Here is a 14,193-nt window from a genome sequence, read left to right as displayed (position 1 = left end):
CTTATTTATTTTCTAAATTCAGAAACTCGCCTACAAGTAGTTGTAATTCTGTATTTAATTTAGGGAGATTCTGTATTAATACTTCTTTTAATTCTTCCGCAAATTGGTTCGTTTCTTCTCTCAATAGTTTGCGGACTCTTGTTTTTTTCTTTTTGATGCTATCTGATTTTAAATTTGGAAAAGCCAATGACAACAGTTCAGGATTGTTGAGAAAGATAATTGTAAATGCTCTTTGCTCCACTCGAATATGATCTAGCTTATAAAATCCGAAATTATCAAGTCGATTCATAATATCTTGGACCATCTCCTCACCAATCGCTTTGGTTCTGAGTTGGAACTCCAATCTCCACCAAAACGGATTTACACCCAAATCTAGCTTCTCTTCGCGCTTGTGAGCAATGATTTCTTTGTTCTTATCATATAACCTAACTTGTACATTACTACCGCTAGAACCCCAATATTTCGTCTCTAATTCGCCCCCTCGACCATAGAAGACCTTATGTGTAACACCACCTTTAATATGTTGCAAATTAACGATTTCAGGCCTGTTGAAAATGTCAAATGCCAAATCAAAACGAGACAAACGTACCGTCAATGAATTCAATCTGGCAAAGTACATTAATTGCCTCCAAACTTTCATTCCATCAAATTCTTTTAAAGTATTAGGATTGAAATCAATTCGAATCAATTGTTCTCCTCCATAAGTGGATAATTGGAAAAATATAATATTGATTGAATCATACTCATTAAAATCCTTAGCTAAAGTAAAGACATCATCTCGCACGTTATCATGTATTTCAAATGAGTCAACTCTTGTACTTATTGCCTGTTTCAGATTTTTGAAAATTCGTCTTAGGGAACCAGTGTCTGTATCCCAGATAACCGTTAATCTATCAATACTGACATCTAACCTCTGTACTAATTCTCCTATTTCACATCGTTCTTGAATGCTTCTTAAATCTTGTATAGAAACCAACAAAATTGTCCCCCCTTCTTTTAGATTTTTTAGGCCTCAGAAACACCGTCAAATCAACGTTTGCTCGTTCCGTCGTTCTTTGGACGTTGTCCTAAGTGTACCTTTTTGCTGGCTGTTAGAATAGCCAGCTTTTGCTTGGCTAGAAATTGTCTGGACGGCAGCCTGCAGGACTTCGCCTGACTTCCCGTCAGGCTCGTCCCTTGCCCTTGCCCACACAATTTCTAGCTCCAAGGCTTCGAATAGTCATCAGTCATAGTCATAGTCTCGTCCTCAAATTCCTCCTCACTCACTATTCCTAAACACATGAATTATTTGTATCATTTATAACTTATTTGTAAGTTATAAATATATTTTATAAAAAATATTTGGAGCAGTCAACTAAAAACTTGATTTGTAAGTTTATAGATGATAGAATAAGTTTAAAATACAACATAGGAGTTTATCATGACCTTTATTATTCAAAATTTTGGACCCAATTTGGCACGACTACGCATAGAAAAAGGAGTGAGTCAAACTCAACTTGCGGAAGATTTAGGAATCGGTAAACAATCCATCTCTGATTACGAAAAACAAAAAAGCTATCCTACCTTTGCAAATTTAGATAAGATAGCAGAATATTTTAATGCAACTCCAACTCAACTTTTTGGAACTAGTAAAGAGATTGAATTAGAAAAGAGTGTTCTTGAATCGAATGAATACTCTGATAAAGTAAGTGAGATCTTAAAGGCTGTCAAATACATCGAACATTTTCTAGAAACTGATGGACAGTACTTAGAGGATTTACTTTACTTAACAAGAGGCAACCAACTATACACAGAAGATGGAGATGAGTTGTATATTGATCCAACTTCTCAGAAAAGAACACTTCATAACCAATATGAACCTGGTTTTATTGAAGCAAGGGATAAATCTCCACTAGAACTCTTAATTGAAAATAAGGAATTGTTTGATAAATAGAAAAAGCGAGGATAACCTCGCTTCAGATTGAAGTTAAAATCTTTAGAAGACACTTTTATAAGGACTTTGTCTTCAATCTGTGAAAAGGAGTGAAAACTCCTTTTCTTTTTGTAAGTCAGACTGAAACTTCCAAATTGTTTATTTATTTTATTGACATTTTCTATAAAAATAAGTACAATAGTTTTATTAGCAAACTATACTATATAGGGGGTATTGAAATGAAATTTTCTAATCGTTTACTGCTATTCCTTGCAGGAGTTGTTTTTGTCCTTTTAGGACTTTTCCTATTTACAAACCCAGTAGCTAATCTTGTTGCTTACAGCTGGTGGATTTCATTTGGTTTACTGGTTTCTTCTATAGCAGCTATTTTAGGCTATTTCTCTGCACCAAAAGAGCTTCGCTCACCTGTTTATCTTTTCCAAGGATTTGTTAGTCTTCTCTTAGCTCTTTACCTCGTTGCTTATGGCTTTGTGACCCTGCCGGTCGTCATTCCGACCATTGTAGGAATTTGGTTAATTGTAGAAGCCATTATTGCTTTCTTTAAAGGCAATCGTCTAAGATTGATTTTCCCTATTATTGGTAGCAATATCATGTGGGTAGCCTTGCTTGAATTTTTACTAGGTCTAGTGATTCTGTTCAATCCAGTGGCTACAGGTGTCTTTGTCGTTTATGTCATTGCCTTTTCATTTTTAGTTACTGGCTTCACCTACATTATTGAGGCCTTTCGTAAATAGTCTAGTTGCTATTTCTATCGCATTCAAAAAAGCTGGGAAATCATATTCTCAGCTTTTTCGTCTCTTTAATTATCACTTTTTCGCATTCCATTCTACGTAGAAATTTGTTTTTCCATTTTATTCTCCAATTTGATCTCGCACTGACATTTATTTATAACAAAACTATATATCTAGAATAGCATAATCATTAGGTATTATAGGTTTTCAAACAAAATACGAGTCATTCGTTTTTGCCCCGCTTTTGCCCCATTTTTAAATCCTGACATTGAAAATACCTAAAAGTATTTCCCTAAAATCAGCTATATTTCAACATTTTTGTTTATTTTCAATATGAAAAGTTCTTACAAATCCATGCAGGGGGCATCTAAATTAACAGGAAAAAGCCTTGATTTACAAGGCTTTTTTGCTTGTCTATAACTGATTTGCCCCATTTTTAAATCATTTCATTGAAATTACCTAAAAGCACCTCCCGAAAATCAGCTATATTTCAATATTTTTGATTACTTTCAATATGAAAAATTCTTACAAATTCATGCAATAGGCAGAACAAAACCAGCAACTTTTTTATGAAGTTGCTGGTTTTGTTTATATAATTTTTATAAAGAAGTAATAAAAGTTAAACCACCTAATATCACTCCCGCTGCATTGGGAATGATGAGAATCCAATCTTTTTTAGGTTCTTTTGTCCAACCATAGATTACCCAAATTAAACAAGAAACTGATGCGAATAGTGGTTGGAATGGTTGAGCTTTTTCTCCTTGTAAGTTAGCGATAATTTGTGGAATATATGCAATAAAGACAAGAATCCCAATAAAAGCTCCAATAGATCCGACAAAGCGATTAATTTTTTGTTTAGACATATAATACCTCCTGACGTTTTATTATCTCAGAAAGGAAAAATACTGTCAATAATTATGTGTAAAAACTCTAGTAGAGTTATGAAGTTTTAATCAAATAAGCTTTCAAGTGTGTCAGAACATTGGCCAAACCCTTTACGGATTCGCTGACTTTGCTTGAAATTATAATACTAGGTAACGGTCCAGAGCCTCCTCGTTAGGAAAAAAAACCTTCTTTTTCGTTTGACGTTTGATTTCTTTGTTAAGAGACTCAATGAGGTTTGTCGAATAAAGGCTGTGCCAAATCTGGTAGGGAAACTGATAAAAAGTTAAAAGATTATCCGGATTCTCCAGACTTTCCATGACTTTCCTATATTTGGTTTCAAATTTCCATGAATACGTTCCATTACGACTATTCCCAGAATTATAGCCTACTTTTTCATAGGGCTCATACCCTAAAAAGGCTGATAGCTCTGCTTGAAGCAGGCATTCATAGCTGTTTCAAGAGAAGAACGAAAAATATCATCAATATCTTGCTTTTGAGCTAGGAAATTAAGCAATTCTGTGGTAAATCGAGTCATAGGAATAAATCTCTTTCTAGTAATGTGTTGCAACTCTACTATAACGGATTTATTCCTTTTTGTGTTTACACAACTTATTTTACACTACCCTTTCTCTACTATCCATTCAAACAAAAAAATCTCTTTCCACATTCATAGAAAGAGAACTTTTTCTTTAGGAGAAATAACTTAATTTTTAATCGATTCGGGTTAGCTCAGCTGGCACTGTTAAGTAATAGGTTGCTGTCAAGCTGGCTTCACCTTGATTGACAAAAATCTCGATGGAATTTTTATCAATAAATACTTCCAATTCTTTAGCCTCTACATCTACATAGCGGCGGCTCGTATCTTCTTCCTCTTCACCGAGGATTTTCTGAGCCAGATGACTACGGTCGATATAGACTTGCTTGGCAGTGCTATCATAACCAAACTCTACATAATCTGTATCGCTTCCCAAACGATAACGCTGATCACCATCAATTTGAATCTGATGGTCCCCATGCTTGATAGGAGTTTGAAATAACTTCCCATCCTTCAATCGAAGTACACGCGGTAAGGTCATGGCACATGCCCACTTGTGGCCTTGGTCATGGGTTGGAAGGGTACGACCCCATGTCTGCATCCATGCAATCATAATACGACGACCTTGATCATCCTCTAATGATTGTGGTGCATAGAAATCTTGACCATGGTCGATTTCTTCTACTTTTTCTGGAATGAACTGTTTAGCTTCCCAGTCTACTTTACCTGTTACCAAAACAGAAGAATTGATATTGTGGTAAGAATCACCCTCACGTTGATAACGCATTGGTGACATGATAATGCAGTCTTTTCCATCTAACTCGAAGTAGTCTGGACATTCCCACATAAAGCCTTGATGTTCTACTCCTTTTAAAAAGATGGATTCGAACTGCCACTCTACTAGGTTATCGGACCCTAGTAGAACGACACAGCCCACACTATCTTTATGTTTGGCAGCAACTACTGAATAATAGCGTCCCTCTTTTTCAAAGAGTTTTGGATCACGGAAATCAGAGGCAATTAATTCATCTGGCAAGTCTGCTCCTGTCGCAACTGGATTTTGGTCAATCTTTTCAAAGTGAATCCCATCGTCTGAAAATGCCATATTTTGCACTTGACGGACACCAGTTTCTTCCTCAATATGACCAGTATACATGAGCCAGAGACGACCGTCTTTGACAATAGCTGAGCCTGAGAAGCAACCGTTGCGGTCGTAGTCTTGGTCAGGTGCAAGTGCAACCGGCAAGTGATCCCAAGTCACCAAGTCCTTACTTTTAGCATGTCCCCAATGCATTGGCCCCCAAGCACTATCATAAGGATAAAATTGATAGAAGAGATGGTATTCTCCACGAAAATAGACAAATCCATTCGGATCATTGATCCAACCAATCTCAGCTGAAAAGTGGTCCTCAGGTTTATATTGTGTATTGACCAGATGTTTATTTTCTGCTATAAAACGATTGGCTTTTTCTACTGTAAATTTTTTATTTATCATAAGTATATCCTATTTTATTCCCGTTCCGGAACCACCCAGACCTTGAACAATATATTTCTGAGCGATAACATAGACCAAAATTAACGGAATCGTTGAAATAGTTAATACAACCATTACCTGATTGATATAAACTGGTTGAGTTGTATTAATAGTTGTAGTTGTAATTGCAACCTGCATTGAAAATTTAGAAGAATCTGTCAAAACCATCAATGGTCAAATATAATCATTCCAACTTGACATAAATGACAAAACACCAACTGTGGCAACTGCAGATTTAGACATTGGAAGCATAATTCTAAAGAAAATTCTAACGATACTTGCTCCATCCATCTTTGCAGACTCGAGAATTCCTTCCGGAATTGCAATAAAGAAATTCCTAAATAAGTAAATATTGAATACACTCGCCAATCCTGGAATAATAACCGCAAGACGATTATTGACCAAACCTAAGGAATTGATAATGGTAAATTGTGGAATTAACACAGTTTCTACTGGAATAATAAATAAAGCAAGTAACCACTTTAAAAGGTTCTTAGTACCTTTGCATTCTACAAGTTTTAACAAGAATTGTCAAGGTGATACAGGCTGAAAATTTTGAACTCGCACTTTTTACATCCGTTTCCCCTTCCCCAAACACCACCCCCATATTATCTCCCCACTTGTGGTATGATGATAGAGTATGTTTAAGTGCCAAAAGGAGAACGAATATGAAAATCGCATGGAATGAAATTAAATACCAACCCAAGAAGTTTATCCTGATTGAACTTCTCATTACCATTCTCATGTTTATGGTGGTGTTTTTATCTGGGCTGACAAATGGACTGGGGCGTTCGGTATCGGCCCAAATCGATAACTATGGATCGTTGCACTACATCCTTTCGACGGATTCAGAAGGGATTATCCCCTTTTCAACCATTACAGCGAAAGATTTAAATGAAGTCCAAAAGATAGAGGGGATGGACTATTCTGGCTTGTCAATCCAGCGGGCAACCGTCTCAAAATCAGAGGATTCCAACACCCTGGATATCACCTACTTCGCAACCGACCACAATGAAAAAGAGATCCTCAATCCAATCATGGAAGATACCGACCTCAAGATCTCCGACTTAAAGAAAAACGAGGTCATTCTGGATAGTTCTTTCAAAGAGGATGAGGGGATCCAAGTCGGCGATCAAGTGATCGACAAAACTTCTAAGCAAAAACTCAAGGTCGTGGCCTTCGCGAAAAATGCCAAATACGGCTATAGCAAGATTGGTTTCATCAGCTCGGATACCTACACAGGTATGCGACAAAAGACAGATCCAAGCTATCAATGGCAAGCCCAAACCCTTGTGACCAAGAAAAACATCCCTTCTAGCGATCTAGCCAGCAACTTGATGGTGGCGGATAAGAAGCAAGTAATCGATAAAATCCCTGGCTACAAGGCTCAAAACCTGACGCTACAGATGATCACGTGGGTGCTCTTACTCGCTTCGTCTGCTATCCTTGGGGTCTTCTTCTATATCCTCACCCTGCAGAAGTTGAAACAGTTCGGCGTCTTGAAGGCTATTGGCATGTCCATGAGCCAGATTACCTATGTCCAACTATCCCAACTCACCATTATCTCCCTCATCGGAGTGCTGCTGGGACTTGGCTTGGCAACCATAATGGCGCCATTTTTACCCAATAGCGTCCCTTCCTTTATGACTCTGAAGGACAATCTCACCATCTCGGTTAGCTTTATCCTGACCTCTATTTTGTGTGGTGCCTTGTCCCTTGTCAAAATCAAAAAAGTAGATCCAATCGAAGTCATTGGTGGAAATGGAGAATAAGATGGCCATTATCGCATTAGAAAATATCAGAAAATCCTACGCCGATGGCAACCAGATGCACCATGTCCTCAACCAGCTAGAGTTAAGCGTCGAACCCAACGAATTCGTCGCCATCTTGGGCCCTTCAGGATCTGGCAAGTCCACGCTTTTAGCCATCGCTGGTTTGCTTTTATCAGCGGATGAGGGGAGGATTCGCATCGCAGGCCAAGACTTGACCAGTCTCAACCAAAGTCAGTGGACGCAAAAACGGCTGGAATTGCTCGGCTTTATCTTCCAAGACCACCAGCTCCTCTCCTATATGAAAATTGGTGATCAGTTAGAACTGGTGGCCAAATTAAAAGGGGAAAAGGACAAGAAAAAACGCCAAGAGGAAGTCAAATCCTTGTTGACAGATCTTGGCATCGAAGCTTGTTACCACCAATACCCGAATCAGATGTCCGGTGGACAAAAGCAACGGGCAGCCATCGCTCGGGCCTTTATCGGAAATCCGCAGGTCATCTTAGCCGATGAACCAACGGCTAGCCTAGACCCAGATCGAGGGCAAGAAATCGCCCAATTGATCCGAAAAGAAGTCAAATCTAAAAACAAGAGCGCCATCATGGTCACCCATGACCGCTCCATCCTGACCTATGTAGATACCATTTATGAATTAAAACATGGCCAATTGCTAAAGGTAGAAAAGGTTGATTAAATACAAGAGAGTGGGACAGAAATCGGTAATTCGTTAGAATTCGATTTCGTCGTCCCACCTCCGCACGGTTGAGTAGGGCTGTAAAAGCTGATGAAATCAGCGTAGTAGAGCCCACTCAACCACTGCGTCTTGCTCAACAATCCAAAAATAATTGAGAGGCTAGGACTTTTGTCCCAGCCTCTTTTTATTCTTGAGGATCTTTGGGCAGTTCCATACGGAAGCGTAAGCCCATAGCCGTTTTATCAAATTGGTAGGCCAGTTCTTCATGGTCTAGCAAGTGTTGGACCACAAAGAGTCCCAAGCCACCTTCCTTCTTCTGGCGGCTAGCGGTCATTGGCATCTCAGCGGTCTCTACCATTTCTTGGCTGGTATTTTCAACCGCCAAGTGCGTCCCTTCTTCTTCGAGACGGAGCTGAATCTCTCCACCGGCATCCGAATGTTTGACGGCATTACTAATGACATTTGAGAGGACCAATTTCAGAATGGCTGGGTCCATATAAACTGCTTTGTCAGGGATTTGATTGTCAATCGTGAGCGCGCGAGATTGAGCCAAGACCTTGTACTGGTCGAGGATCTGCTCTAAGACCTGATTCAGCTGGATCCACTCCTTGTCTCCAGCCAATTCTTGGACAGAAGAGAGAGACAGGATTTCTAGGACGATCTGGTTCATCTCATCGACGATATCAAGGGAGACCGACAGATAACGGTCCCGATCCTTGTAGCGGCCGATCTTATCCCGCATATTTTCTAGGATAATCTTCAAGCTGGCTAGAGGCGTCTTGAGCTCATGTGAGGCTCCACGTAGGAATTCCACCTTCATCTGCTCCAACTTCAGATTTTCCTGTTTCTGCTGCTCTAAATTGTCGATCACTTCTAGGAGATGGTGATAAAGGTCGTTGATCTGTTGCTTGAGGACGCCGATCTCATCCTGCGAATGAATGGGGAGACTGGCTGTCCGATCCAAGCGCTTCATCCGCTTGGTCATCTGCTTGATCTCTAGGATCGGAGCAGAAATCAGGCGGGCATAGAGATAGGAGGCAATCAATGACAGAACAAAGGAAGCCAGAAGACTATAGGGAAGAAAGCCCAGACTGATGTCCCGCGCTTCCTTTTGGGAATCGACAGTTGCTAAGAATTGCAAGGTCAAGTCCTTCCCCTCTTTTGTCTGGATTTTTCGCTCTTCAATGACCAGGGAATTGTTCTGGCTGTTAGGGTTCACGAGCAAGTCATCCTTGACCTCTAGGGCATTTTGTTTTTCCTTGCTCTTGATTGAGACCTTGATATCATTGGTCTTGGAATATAGGTCGATGACGGATTCAATAGTCCCTTCTTCCTGGCCTTGGAAACTCTTGGCCAGGGCCTGGGATTTCTTCAAAATCGTCTGGCGCTGGGACTCGATATAGGTCGATGGGAAAATAAAGTAAACCGAAGCGTGTAGAAGGATGACTAAGCCACTAAAAAGGGCAAAGGTGATCAGAAAAATCTTTGCAAAGATACTCCGTTTGGTCATGGTCTCTCCAATTTATAGCCGACATTGCGCACCGTAACGATACAGTCCAGCTCTAGTTTTTTTCGTAGTTCCTTGATATAGACATCAATCACCCGGTCAAAAGGAATCTCCTCTGTCTCCTTCCAGACGGCATCGAGGATCTGAGAGCGGGTCCGGGCCTTGCCTTCATGCTGGAGCAAGTATTCCAAGATTTCCAACTCCTTGGCATTCATGGAGATGGCTTGCCCAGCTAGGCTGGCTGTATAGCTCTCAAAATCCACCCGTGCCTCTCCATAGGTGAAGACCCGGGAAGGCTGGAGCTTTTTAAAAATAGCTTCGATGCGGACCTTCAAGAGGGACAAGGAAAAGGGTTTTTCCAGATAGCCATCCGCCAACTCTCCAAAGGCCGTCAACTTATAGTCCTCGTCATGGAAGGCCGTCAGCATGAGGACAGGGACTGAGCTGGTCTTCCGGATGGTCTTGAGGACTTCCAAACCATTGAGGATAGGGAGCTGGATATCCAGCAAGACCAGATCTGGCGCTTCTCTGTGAAAGAGGTCCAGGGCCTCCTGCCCATCGCCTGCTTCAAAGACCTCATAGCCACATTCCATGAGATAGTCGCTCATCCCTTCGCGAATCAGGACTTCATCTTCTACGATTAGTATCTTCATACACTTTCCTTTATCTAAGAACTTCTTCTACCTCCTATTATACCCTATTTCTATTTTAGGAAACAATCTCTTATTCGACATCCACCAAGAGTTCCTTTGGTTTCTTATGCAAGAGCCATTGTGAAGAAAGGATGGATACCAGGATCAAGAGCAACCCACCGACCAAGACAATCACCAACAATTGGCTCGGTTGGATATCCATATGGATATCAGTCAGGGTCTTACTGAAGCTTTCTGCCTCAGCTCCTCCACCAAGGTTGGCTGCAGAGGATTCTTGAGCCATTTGTTTAGCAATGCCACTGGTTACGTTCTTAAGCACCGTATCTCCGACTCCTTTGGCAAGAAGACCTGCGACTCCATAGGAGAGGAGGAAGGCTGGGATGGAAATCATGATTAATTCTGCCACGAATTGCCCCGCAATCTGCACCTTGGAGAGTCCTAGAGCCAGCAAGATACCAACTTCTCTGCGACGGGCATTGAGCCACAAGACGAGGAGAAGGGTGAGAAGCAAGCTAGCAAAGATGAGGCTACCGATAAACAAGTAGTTCGCCACTTGGAACATACTGCTGATCGATTTTTGCAAGGCTGGGTAGTTAGAAGAGCTCTTGACTAGGTCATAGTAATTCCATGGGATATCCAAGGCTTTGATTTTTTCGATTAATTTATCGAGGTCTTGATCCCCTTTGGCAAAGAAGGTCGCATCCTCATAAGTAGCTGTTTGAACAGTATTGCCATAGAGCTTGGCAGCTGTATCTAGGTCAGAAATGAGGGTATCTTCATACAATTCTTGGGCGTAAGTTAGAGGAGCTTGGTTCTTCCCTGAGAACAGACCTTTAATGGTTACTTCGACAGTTTCATTAGCCCCTTTTTCATTGTCAGCATCATAGAGATTGGACTTGAGGCGCACCTTATCGCCCACCTTGAGACCATTCTTTTTCGCCAAATCTTCGTGCATGAGGATTTGGTTTTTGTCCTTGTCTGTCAGGTGCTCTCCTTGGACCAGCTTGTAGGCTCCAGAGACAAACTTATCTTCTTTAGAAGAGTCATTGACCCCTGTCACCATCAAGGTATTCTTAAAGTGCTTGGCCCGCTCTGGAGATTGATTTTGCAGGGTTTCTTCAGTCTCAATAATCTCGTGGTCTAGGATATCTGCGATGGCATTGATCCGCTTGATGGAGGAGGTGATCCCCTCTACCTGGCTGATTTTTTCGATATCTTCTCCTCTGATATTCCCAGCTCCCCGAGGGGTTCCTGGATTGGTCCTGCGGTTGATCTGCATGGAGAAGCTATTGGTGATGGATCCCAGGCTTTCCGATGAAGCTTGTTGGGTCGCTCCCTTCATGGAGAGTCCAATCAAGCTCAAGGTCCCCATGAGGAGAATGATGGCAAAGAGCAAGAGAGACTTGGGCCATTTACGTGTGATATAAGCAAAAGCATTTCGCAACATAGCATTCCCTCCTTACTTGCTCTTCTCAACGAGGCTACGGCGACTCAATTCCAAGACCACATCGGAGGCCTCTGCCACTTCCTTACTGTGGGTGACGACAATGACACATTTTTGGCGTTCCTTGGCCAACTTCTTCAAAATGGCAATAATGTCACCGGCTGTCTGTTCATCTAAGTTTCCTGTCGGCTCATCTGCCAAGATGACAGGTGCTTCTGAAACGAGCGCACGCGCAATGGCCACCCGCTGTTGTTGTCCTCCAGATAATTGCAGGACATTGCGTTTGATTTGCGTTTCGTCCAATCCCAATTCCAAGAGAATCTCTTTCCCAGCCTGTTTGTTAACCAGACGGACATTTTCCAGTGGCGTCAAATAATCGATTAGATTGTAATTCTGGAAGACCAGGGAGACATGGTGCTTGCGGTGGTAGCTAGACCCTTTGGTCTGGATGTCCTCCCCATCAAAGAGAACCTGACCCTTCTTGGGATTGTCCAGACCAGCCAAGAGGGAGAGGAGGGTTGATTTCCCAGTTCCTGACTGACCAATAATACTGTAAAATGTCCCATTTTCGAACTGATAGTTCACATTTGAGAGGATATCTTCACTATAGCTTTGGTAACTATAGGCTACATTCTTGAGTTCTAACATATGTGTCATTTCTCCTTAACTCATTTTTGTTAATATTTCTTTTGGGGTCTTGCGCCAGATCATGCTGGTCGTTACACCGAGCGACAGAAGGATCAAGCACAAGAGGCTAGCATAGGCGATTCCTAAGGAAAGGCCTTGAGGGACTTGGTTGAGCAAGTCTAGGGTCTGCTGTTGACCCATCTGTCCGACAAACTGCTCTAAGAAACGATGGCTGACCATCCGCCCGATGAGAAAGGCTGGGATCACTGCTAATAAGGATACCAGCACCACTTCCAAGAGGAACTGTCTAAAGATCCGGCCCTTGCTCTTCCCAATGGATAAGAGCACCCCGATTTCGTGGATCCGCTCCCGTGTCCAGAGACTGAGTAAGAGCGATAGGGCACCGGCTCCCGTCACCAGGAGGACGATCATCATGATCCGTACCAGGCCTTCTAGGGTCTGAGAGGATTCCTTCATCTGGTCAAAGGCCTTGCGATCTTCGACCACGCGTAGAGACTGCCAATCCAGATCCAAGCTTTTGACTTGCTTCAAGAGGGCATCGATTTTCTCAGGATCTTTGACGCCAAAGGTGACCTGGGTCACTTCTTGCTGACTGAGACCTAGGAGCTTGGTCGCATCCTCATAAGGGAGGTAGACTTGGTTTTCACTCAGATCAGAGGTCATCCCTGTGAATTTTTCCTGTTTCTTACCCGAAAAGATACCTATGATTTTAAAGGTTTGCTCTTTGGCGGGAGTCTCCCCCATCTGAAAGCTGGATAAGGTCAAGGAATCTCCGACCTTTAGCTTGTTCTTCTTAGCCAACTCTTCGTGGATCAAGATCTGGCCGCGAGCCTGATCGGATAAGTGCTTGCCTTGCACCAGTTGGAAACTGCTACTGCGGAAATCCAGGTGCTGGTCTGTCTTCTGGGTAAAGACAGCGCCTAGCGCTTGCTTGGCTTCCTGCCCCAAATCGTCTCGCTCCACCGACTGCTGTCCCGTCACCGCTTCTTTACCAAGAATGCGAACGGGACTTTCATATTGAGGAACCATGGCTCCCACCCCAGCTAGTCGCTGCACCTTTTCAGCCTCCTTCAGCGCAAAGGGAGTATTCCCCTGCTTACTGGTCAGGGCAAAACTGGTCCCAGCCGACTGTTTGATATGTTCCTCCAGCCTTCCTCCTACTTGCATCAGTGAAAAACAGAAATATAAGCAAGAGAGGATCAAGAGGAGAATCAGAAAGAGAACCAGATTCCTCGTTCTTTTTCGAGTAATATAGGCAATTGCCTGTTGTAAGAGCATGAACTCACCCTCCATTTCAAAGCCCACAGCAATGCAAAATGGGCGCTTTCATCATTTGTTATAGTTATTATAGAAAAGAAATGTGAAATGTTTATGAAATAGAAAAAAAACTCCCCCAGAAAAATCTGGAAGAGCCTTAGCAAGGGGTGGATGAAAAAGTTTAATATGAAAAAGGTCGATAAAAATTAAGAATCAAAAAGTTTTAATTTATTCGATCAAGTTTTTGTCTTTAGACATGTATGTGGGAAGTATTCCCCCCTTGCTCTAGTGTAGAACATTTATCTACTTCCTATATTTTAACGCATCTTTGTTACAAAATAAAGGAATTTGTATTGCATTTTTGTTCCAAATATCGAACAGGCAGGTTACTTCAAAACACCAACTATCTATCCATCTGCTTCAAAGGTTTTTCTTCCCGTGATTTCACTATATGTAAACAAAAACCCGCACCTCAAATGGCACTGCACCCATAAAATGAGACACAAGAAAACACTCCTGTTGAAATCTGGTAAACTAGAAACAGGAGTGTTTTATTATGGTCAAAAAAGCATATTCAGTAGAAACTAAGCTAGCCTGTATCGA

14 protein-coding genes and 2 pseudogenes are annotated in these 14,193 nt (G+C 41.8%); 4 read left to right on the top strand and 12 right to left on the bottom strand.

Translation table 11 applies throughout. The features are described from left to right. Window position 1 precedes the first annotated feature (1 nt). Together QM873_RS04840 and QM873_RS04835 are read right to left on the bottom strand one after the other, a co-directional pair. Window positions 2–979 carry a replication initiation protein gene (locus QM873_RS04840; protein WP_048770534.1) on the bottom strand — a complete coding sequence of 326 codons (978 nt, stop codon included), beginning with the start codon at window positions 977–979 and terminating at the stop codon, window positions 2–4. Between the two features lie 45 nt (window positions 980–1,024). Further along, window positions 1,025–1,207 (bottom strand): hypothetical protein, encoded by a 183-nt coding sequence (locus tag QM873_RS04835; protein WP_046164674.1) that lies wholly within the window; start codon window positions 1,205–1,207, stop codon window positions 1,025–1,027. A gap of 213 nt (window positions 1,208–1,420) precedes the next feature. Here QM873_RS04835 and QM873_RS04830 point away from each other — a divergent pair, with 213 nt between their 5' ends. Continuing rightward, window positions 1,421–1,933, top strand: a complete 513-nt coding sequence (locus QM873_RS04830; protein ID WP_003004059.1) for a helix-turn-helix domain-containing protein — start codon at window positions 1,421–1,423, stop codon at window positions 1,931–1,933. A 218-nt stretch (window positions 1,934–2,151) separates the two neighbouring features. Next, complete coding sequence (locus tag QM873_RS04825) at window positions 2,152–2,667, top strand: HdeD family acid-resistance protein (RefSeq protein WP_003004261.1); 516 nt, start codon at window positions 2,152–2,154, stop codon at window positions 2,665–2,667. 596 nt (window positions 2,668–3,263) lie between these two features. Here QM873_RS04825 and QM873_RS04820 read toward each other — a convergent pair. The 5 genes and pseudogenes from QM873_RS04820 to QM873_RS04805 all read right to left on the bottom strand — a co-directional run. Next, window positions 3,264–3,527 carry a SemiSWEET family transporter gene (locus tag QM873_RS04820; protein ID WP_048717558.1) on the bottom strand — a complete coding sequence of 88 codons (264 nt, stop codon included), beginning with the start codon at window positions 3,525–3,527 and terminating at the stop codon, window positions 3,264–3,266. Window positions 3,528–3,613: 86 nt separating this feature from the next. Then, window positions 3,614–3,878: pseudogene (locus QM873_RS09950) on the bottom strand (transposase); the annotation flags it as partial. A gap of 80 nt (window positions 3,879–3,958) precedes the next feature. Further along, window positions 3,959–4,084 (bottom strand): hypothetical protein, encoded by a 126-nt coding sequence (locus QM873_RS09945; protein WP_431978933.1) that lies wholly within the window; start codon window positions 4,082–4,084, stop codon window positions 3,959–3,961. Between the two features lie 175 nt (window positions 4,085–4,259). Continuing rightward, a complete protein-coding gene (locus QM873_RS04810) occupies window positions 4,260–5,579 on the bottom strand; it encodes a glycoside hydrolase family 32 protein (protein WP_048717552.1) in 1,320 nt (439 codons plus the stop codon). Between the two features lie 9 nt (window positions 5,580–5,588). Beyond that, window positions 5,589–6,107: pseudogene (locus QM873_RS04805) on the bottom strand (carbohydrate ABC transporter permease); the annotation flags it as partial. Between the two features lie 179 nt (window positions 6,108–6,286). Between QM873_RS04805 and QM873_RS04800 the strand changes: the two are divergent. Both QM873_RS04800 and QM873_RS04795 read left to right on the top strand, forming a co-directional pair. Continuing rightward, window positions 6,287–7,390, top strand: coding sequence for an ABC transporter permease (locus tag QM873_RS04800; protein ID WP_414278912.1), 1,104 nt, complete (start codon window positions 6,287–6,289; stop codon window positions 7,388–7,390). Between the two features lies 1 nt (window position 7,391). After that, a complete protein-coding gene (locus tag QM873_RS04795) occupies window positions 7,392–8,081 on the top strand; it encodes an ABC transporter ATP-binding protein (protein ID WP_414278911.1) in 690 nt (229 codons plus the stop codon). A gap of 184 nt (window positions 8,082–8,265) precedes the next feature. Here QM873_RS04795 and QM873_RS04790 read toward each other — a convergent pair whose 3' ends face one another. The 5 genes from QM873_RS04790 to QM873_RS04770 form a co-directional block, all read right to left on the bottom strand. Then, window positions 8,266–9,591 carry a sensor histidine kinase gene (locus QM873_RS04790; protein ID WP_414278910.1) on the bottom strand — a complete coding sequence of 442 codons (1,326 nt, stop codon included), beginning with the start codon at window positions 9,589–9,591 and terminating at the stop codon, window positions 8,266–8,268. Then, complete coding sequence (locus QM873_RS04785) at window positions 9,588–10,241, bottom strand: response regulator transcription factor (RefSeq protein WP_009731294.1); 654 nt, start codon at window positions 10,239–10,241, stop codon at window positions 9,588–9,590. Before QM873_RS04785 ends, QM873_RS04790 begins: the two co-directional genes overlap by 4 nt. A 70-nt stretch (window positions 10,242–10,311) precedes the next feature. Further along, on the bottom strand, window positions 10,312–11,688 hold the full coding sequence (locus tag QM873_RS04780; RefSeq protein WP_048690534.1) for an ABC transporter permease: 1,377 nt from the start codon (window positions 11,686–11,688) through the stop codon (window positions 10,312–10,314). Window positions 11,689–11,700: 12 nt separating this feature from the next. Next, window positions 11,701–12,333, bottom strand: a complete 633-nt coding sequence (locus QM873_RS04775) for an ABC transporter ATP-binding protein (protein ID WP_009731296.1) — start codon at window positions 12,331–12,333, stop codon at window positions 11,701–11,703. A gap of 15 nt (window positions 12,334–12,348) precedes the next feature. After that, the gene (locus tag QM873_RS04770) at window positions 12,349–13,611 is read right to left on the bottom strand and encodes an ABC transporter permease (RefSeq protein ID WP_414278909.1); all 1,263 of its coding nucleotides are present in this window, start codon (window positions 13,609–13,611) and stop codon (window positions 12,349–12,351) included. Window positions 13,612–14,193 lie beyond the last annotated feature (582 nt).

The organism is Streptococcus australis, from assembly GCF_047463015.1.
Lineage (GTDB): Bacteria > Bacillota > Bacilli > Lactobacillales > Streptococcaceae > Streptococcus > Streptococcus australis_F.
This window is presented reverse-complemented; position numbering and strand designations above follow the sequence as displayed.

Coding starts and splice junctions, on each gene's coding strand:
- QM873_RS04810 (WP_048717552.1), bottom strand. CDS start 5,579: ATGATAAATAAAAAATTTACAGTAGAAAAAGCCAATCGTTTTATAGCA.
- QM873_RS04770 (WP_414278909.1), bottom strand. CDS start 13,611: ATGCTCTTACAACAGGCAATTGCCTATATTACTCGAAAAAGAACGAGG.
- QM873_RS04790 (WP_414278910.1), bottom strand. CDS start 9,591: ATGACCAAACGGAGTATCTTTGCAAAGATTTTTCTGATCACCTTTGCC.
- QM873_RS04780 (WP_048690534.1), bottom strand. CDS start 11,688: ATGTTGCGAAATGCTTTTGCTTATATCACACGTAAATGGCCCAAGTCT.
- QM873_RS04820 (WP_048717558.1), bottom strand. CDS start 3,527: ATGTCTAAACAAAAAATTAATCGCTTTGTCGGATCTATTGGAGCTTTT.
- QM873_RS04800 (WP_414278912.1), top strand. CDS start 6,287: ATGAAAATCGCATGGAATGAAATTAAATACCAACCCAAGAAGTTTATC.
- QM873_RS04825 (WP_003004261.1), top strand. CDS start 2,152: ATGAAATTTTCTAATCGTTTACTGCTATTCCTTGCAGGAGTTGTTTTT.
- QM873_RS09945 (WP_431978933.1), bottom strand. CDS start 4,084: ATGACTCGATTTACCACAGAATTGCTTAATTTCCTAGCTCAAAAGCAA.
- QM873_RS04795 (WP_414278911.1), top strand. CDS start 7,392: ATGGCCATTATCGCATTAGAAAATATCAGAAAATCCTACGCCGATGGC.
- QM873_RS04785 (WP_009731294.1), bottom strand. CDS start 10,241: ATGAAGATACTAATCGTAGAAGATGAAGTCCTGATTCGCGAAGGGATG.
- QM873_RS04775 (WP_009731296.1), bottom strand. CDS start 12,333: ATGTTAGAACTCAAGAATGTAGCCTATAGTTACCAAAGCTATAGTGAA.
- QM873_RS04830 (WP_003004059.1), top strand. CDS start 1,421: ATGACCTTTATTATTCAAAATTTTGGACCCAATTTGGCACGACTACGC.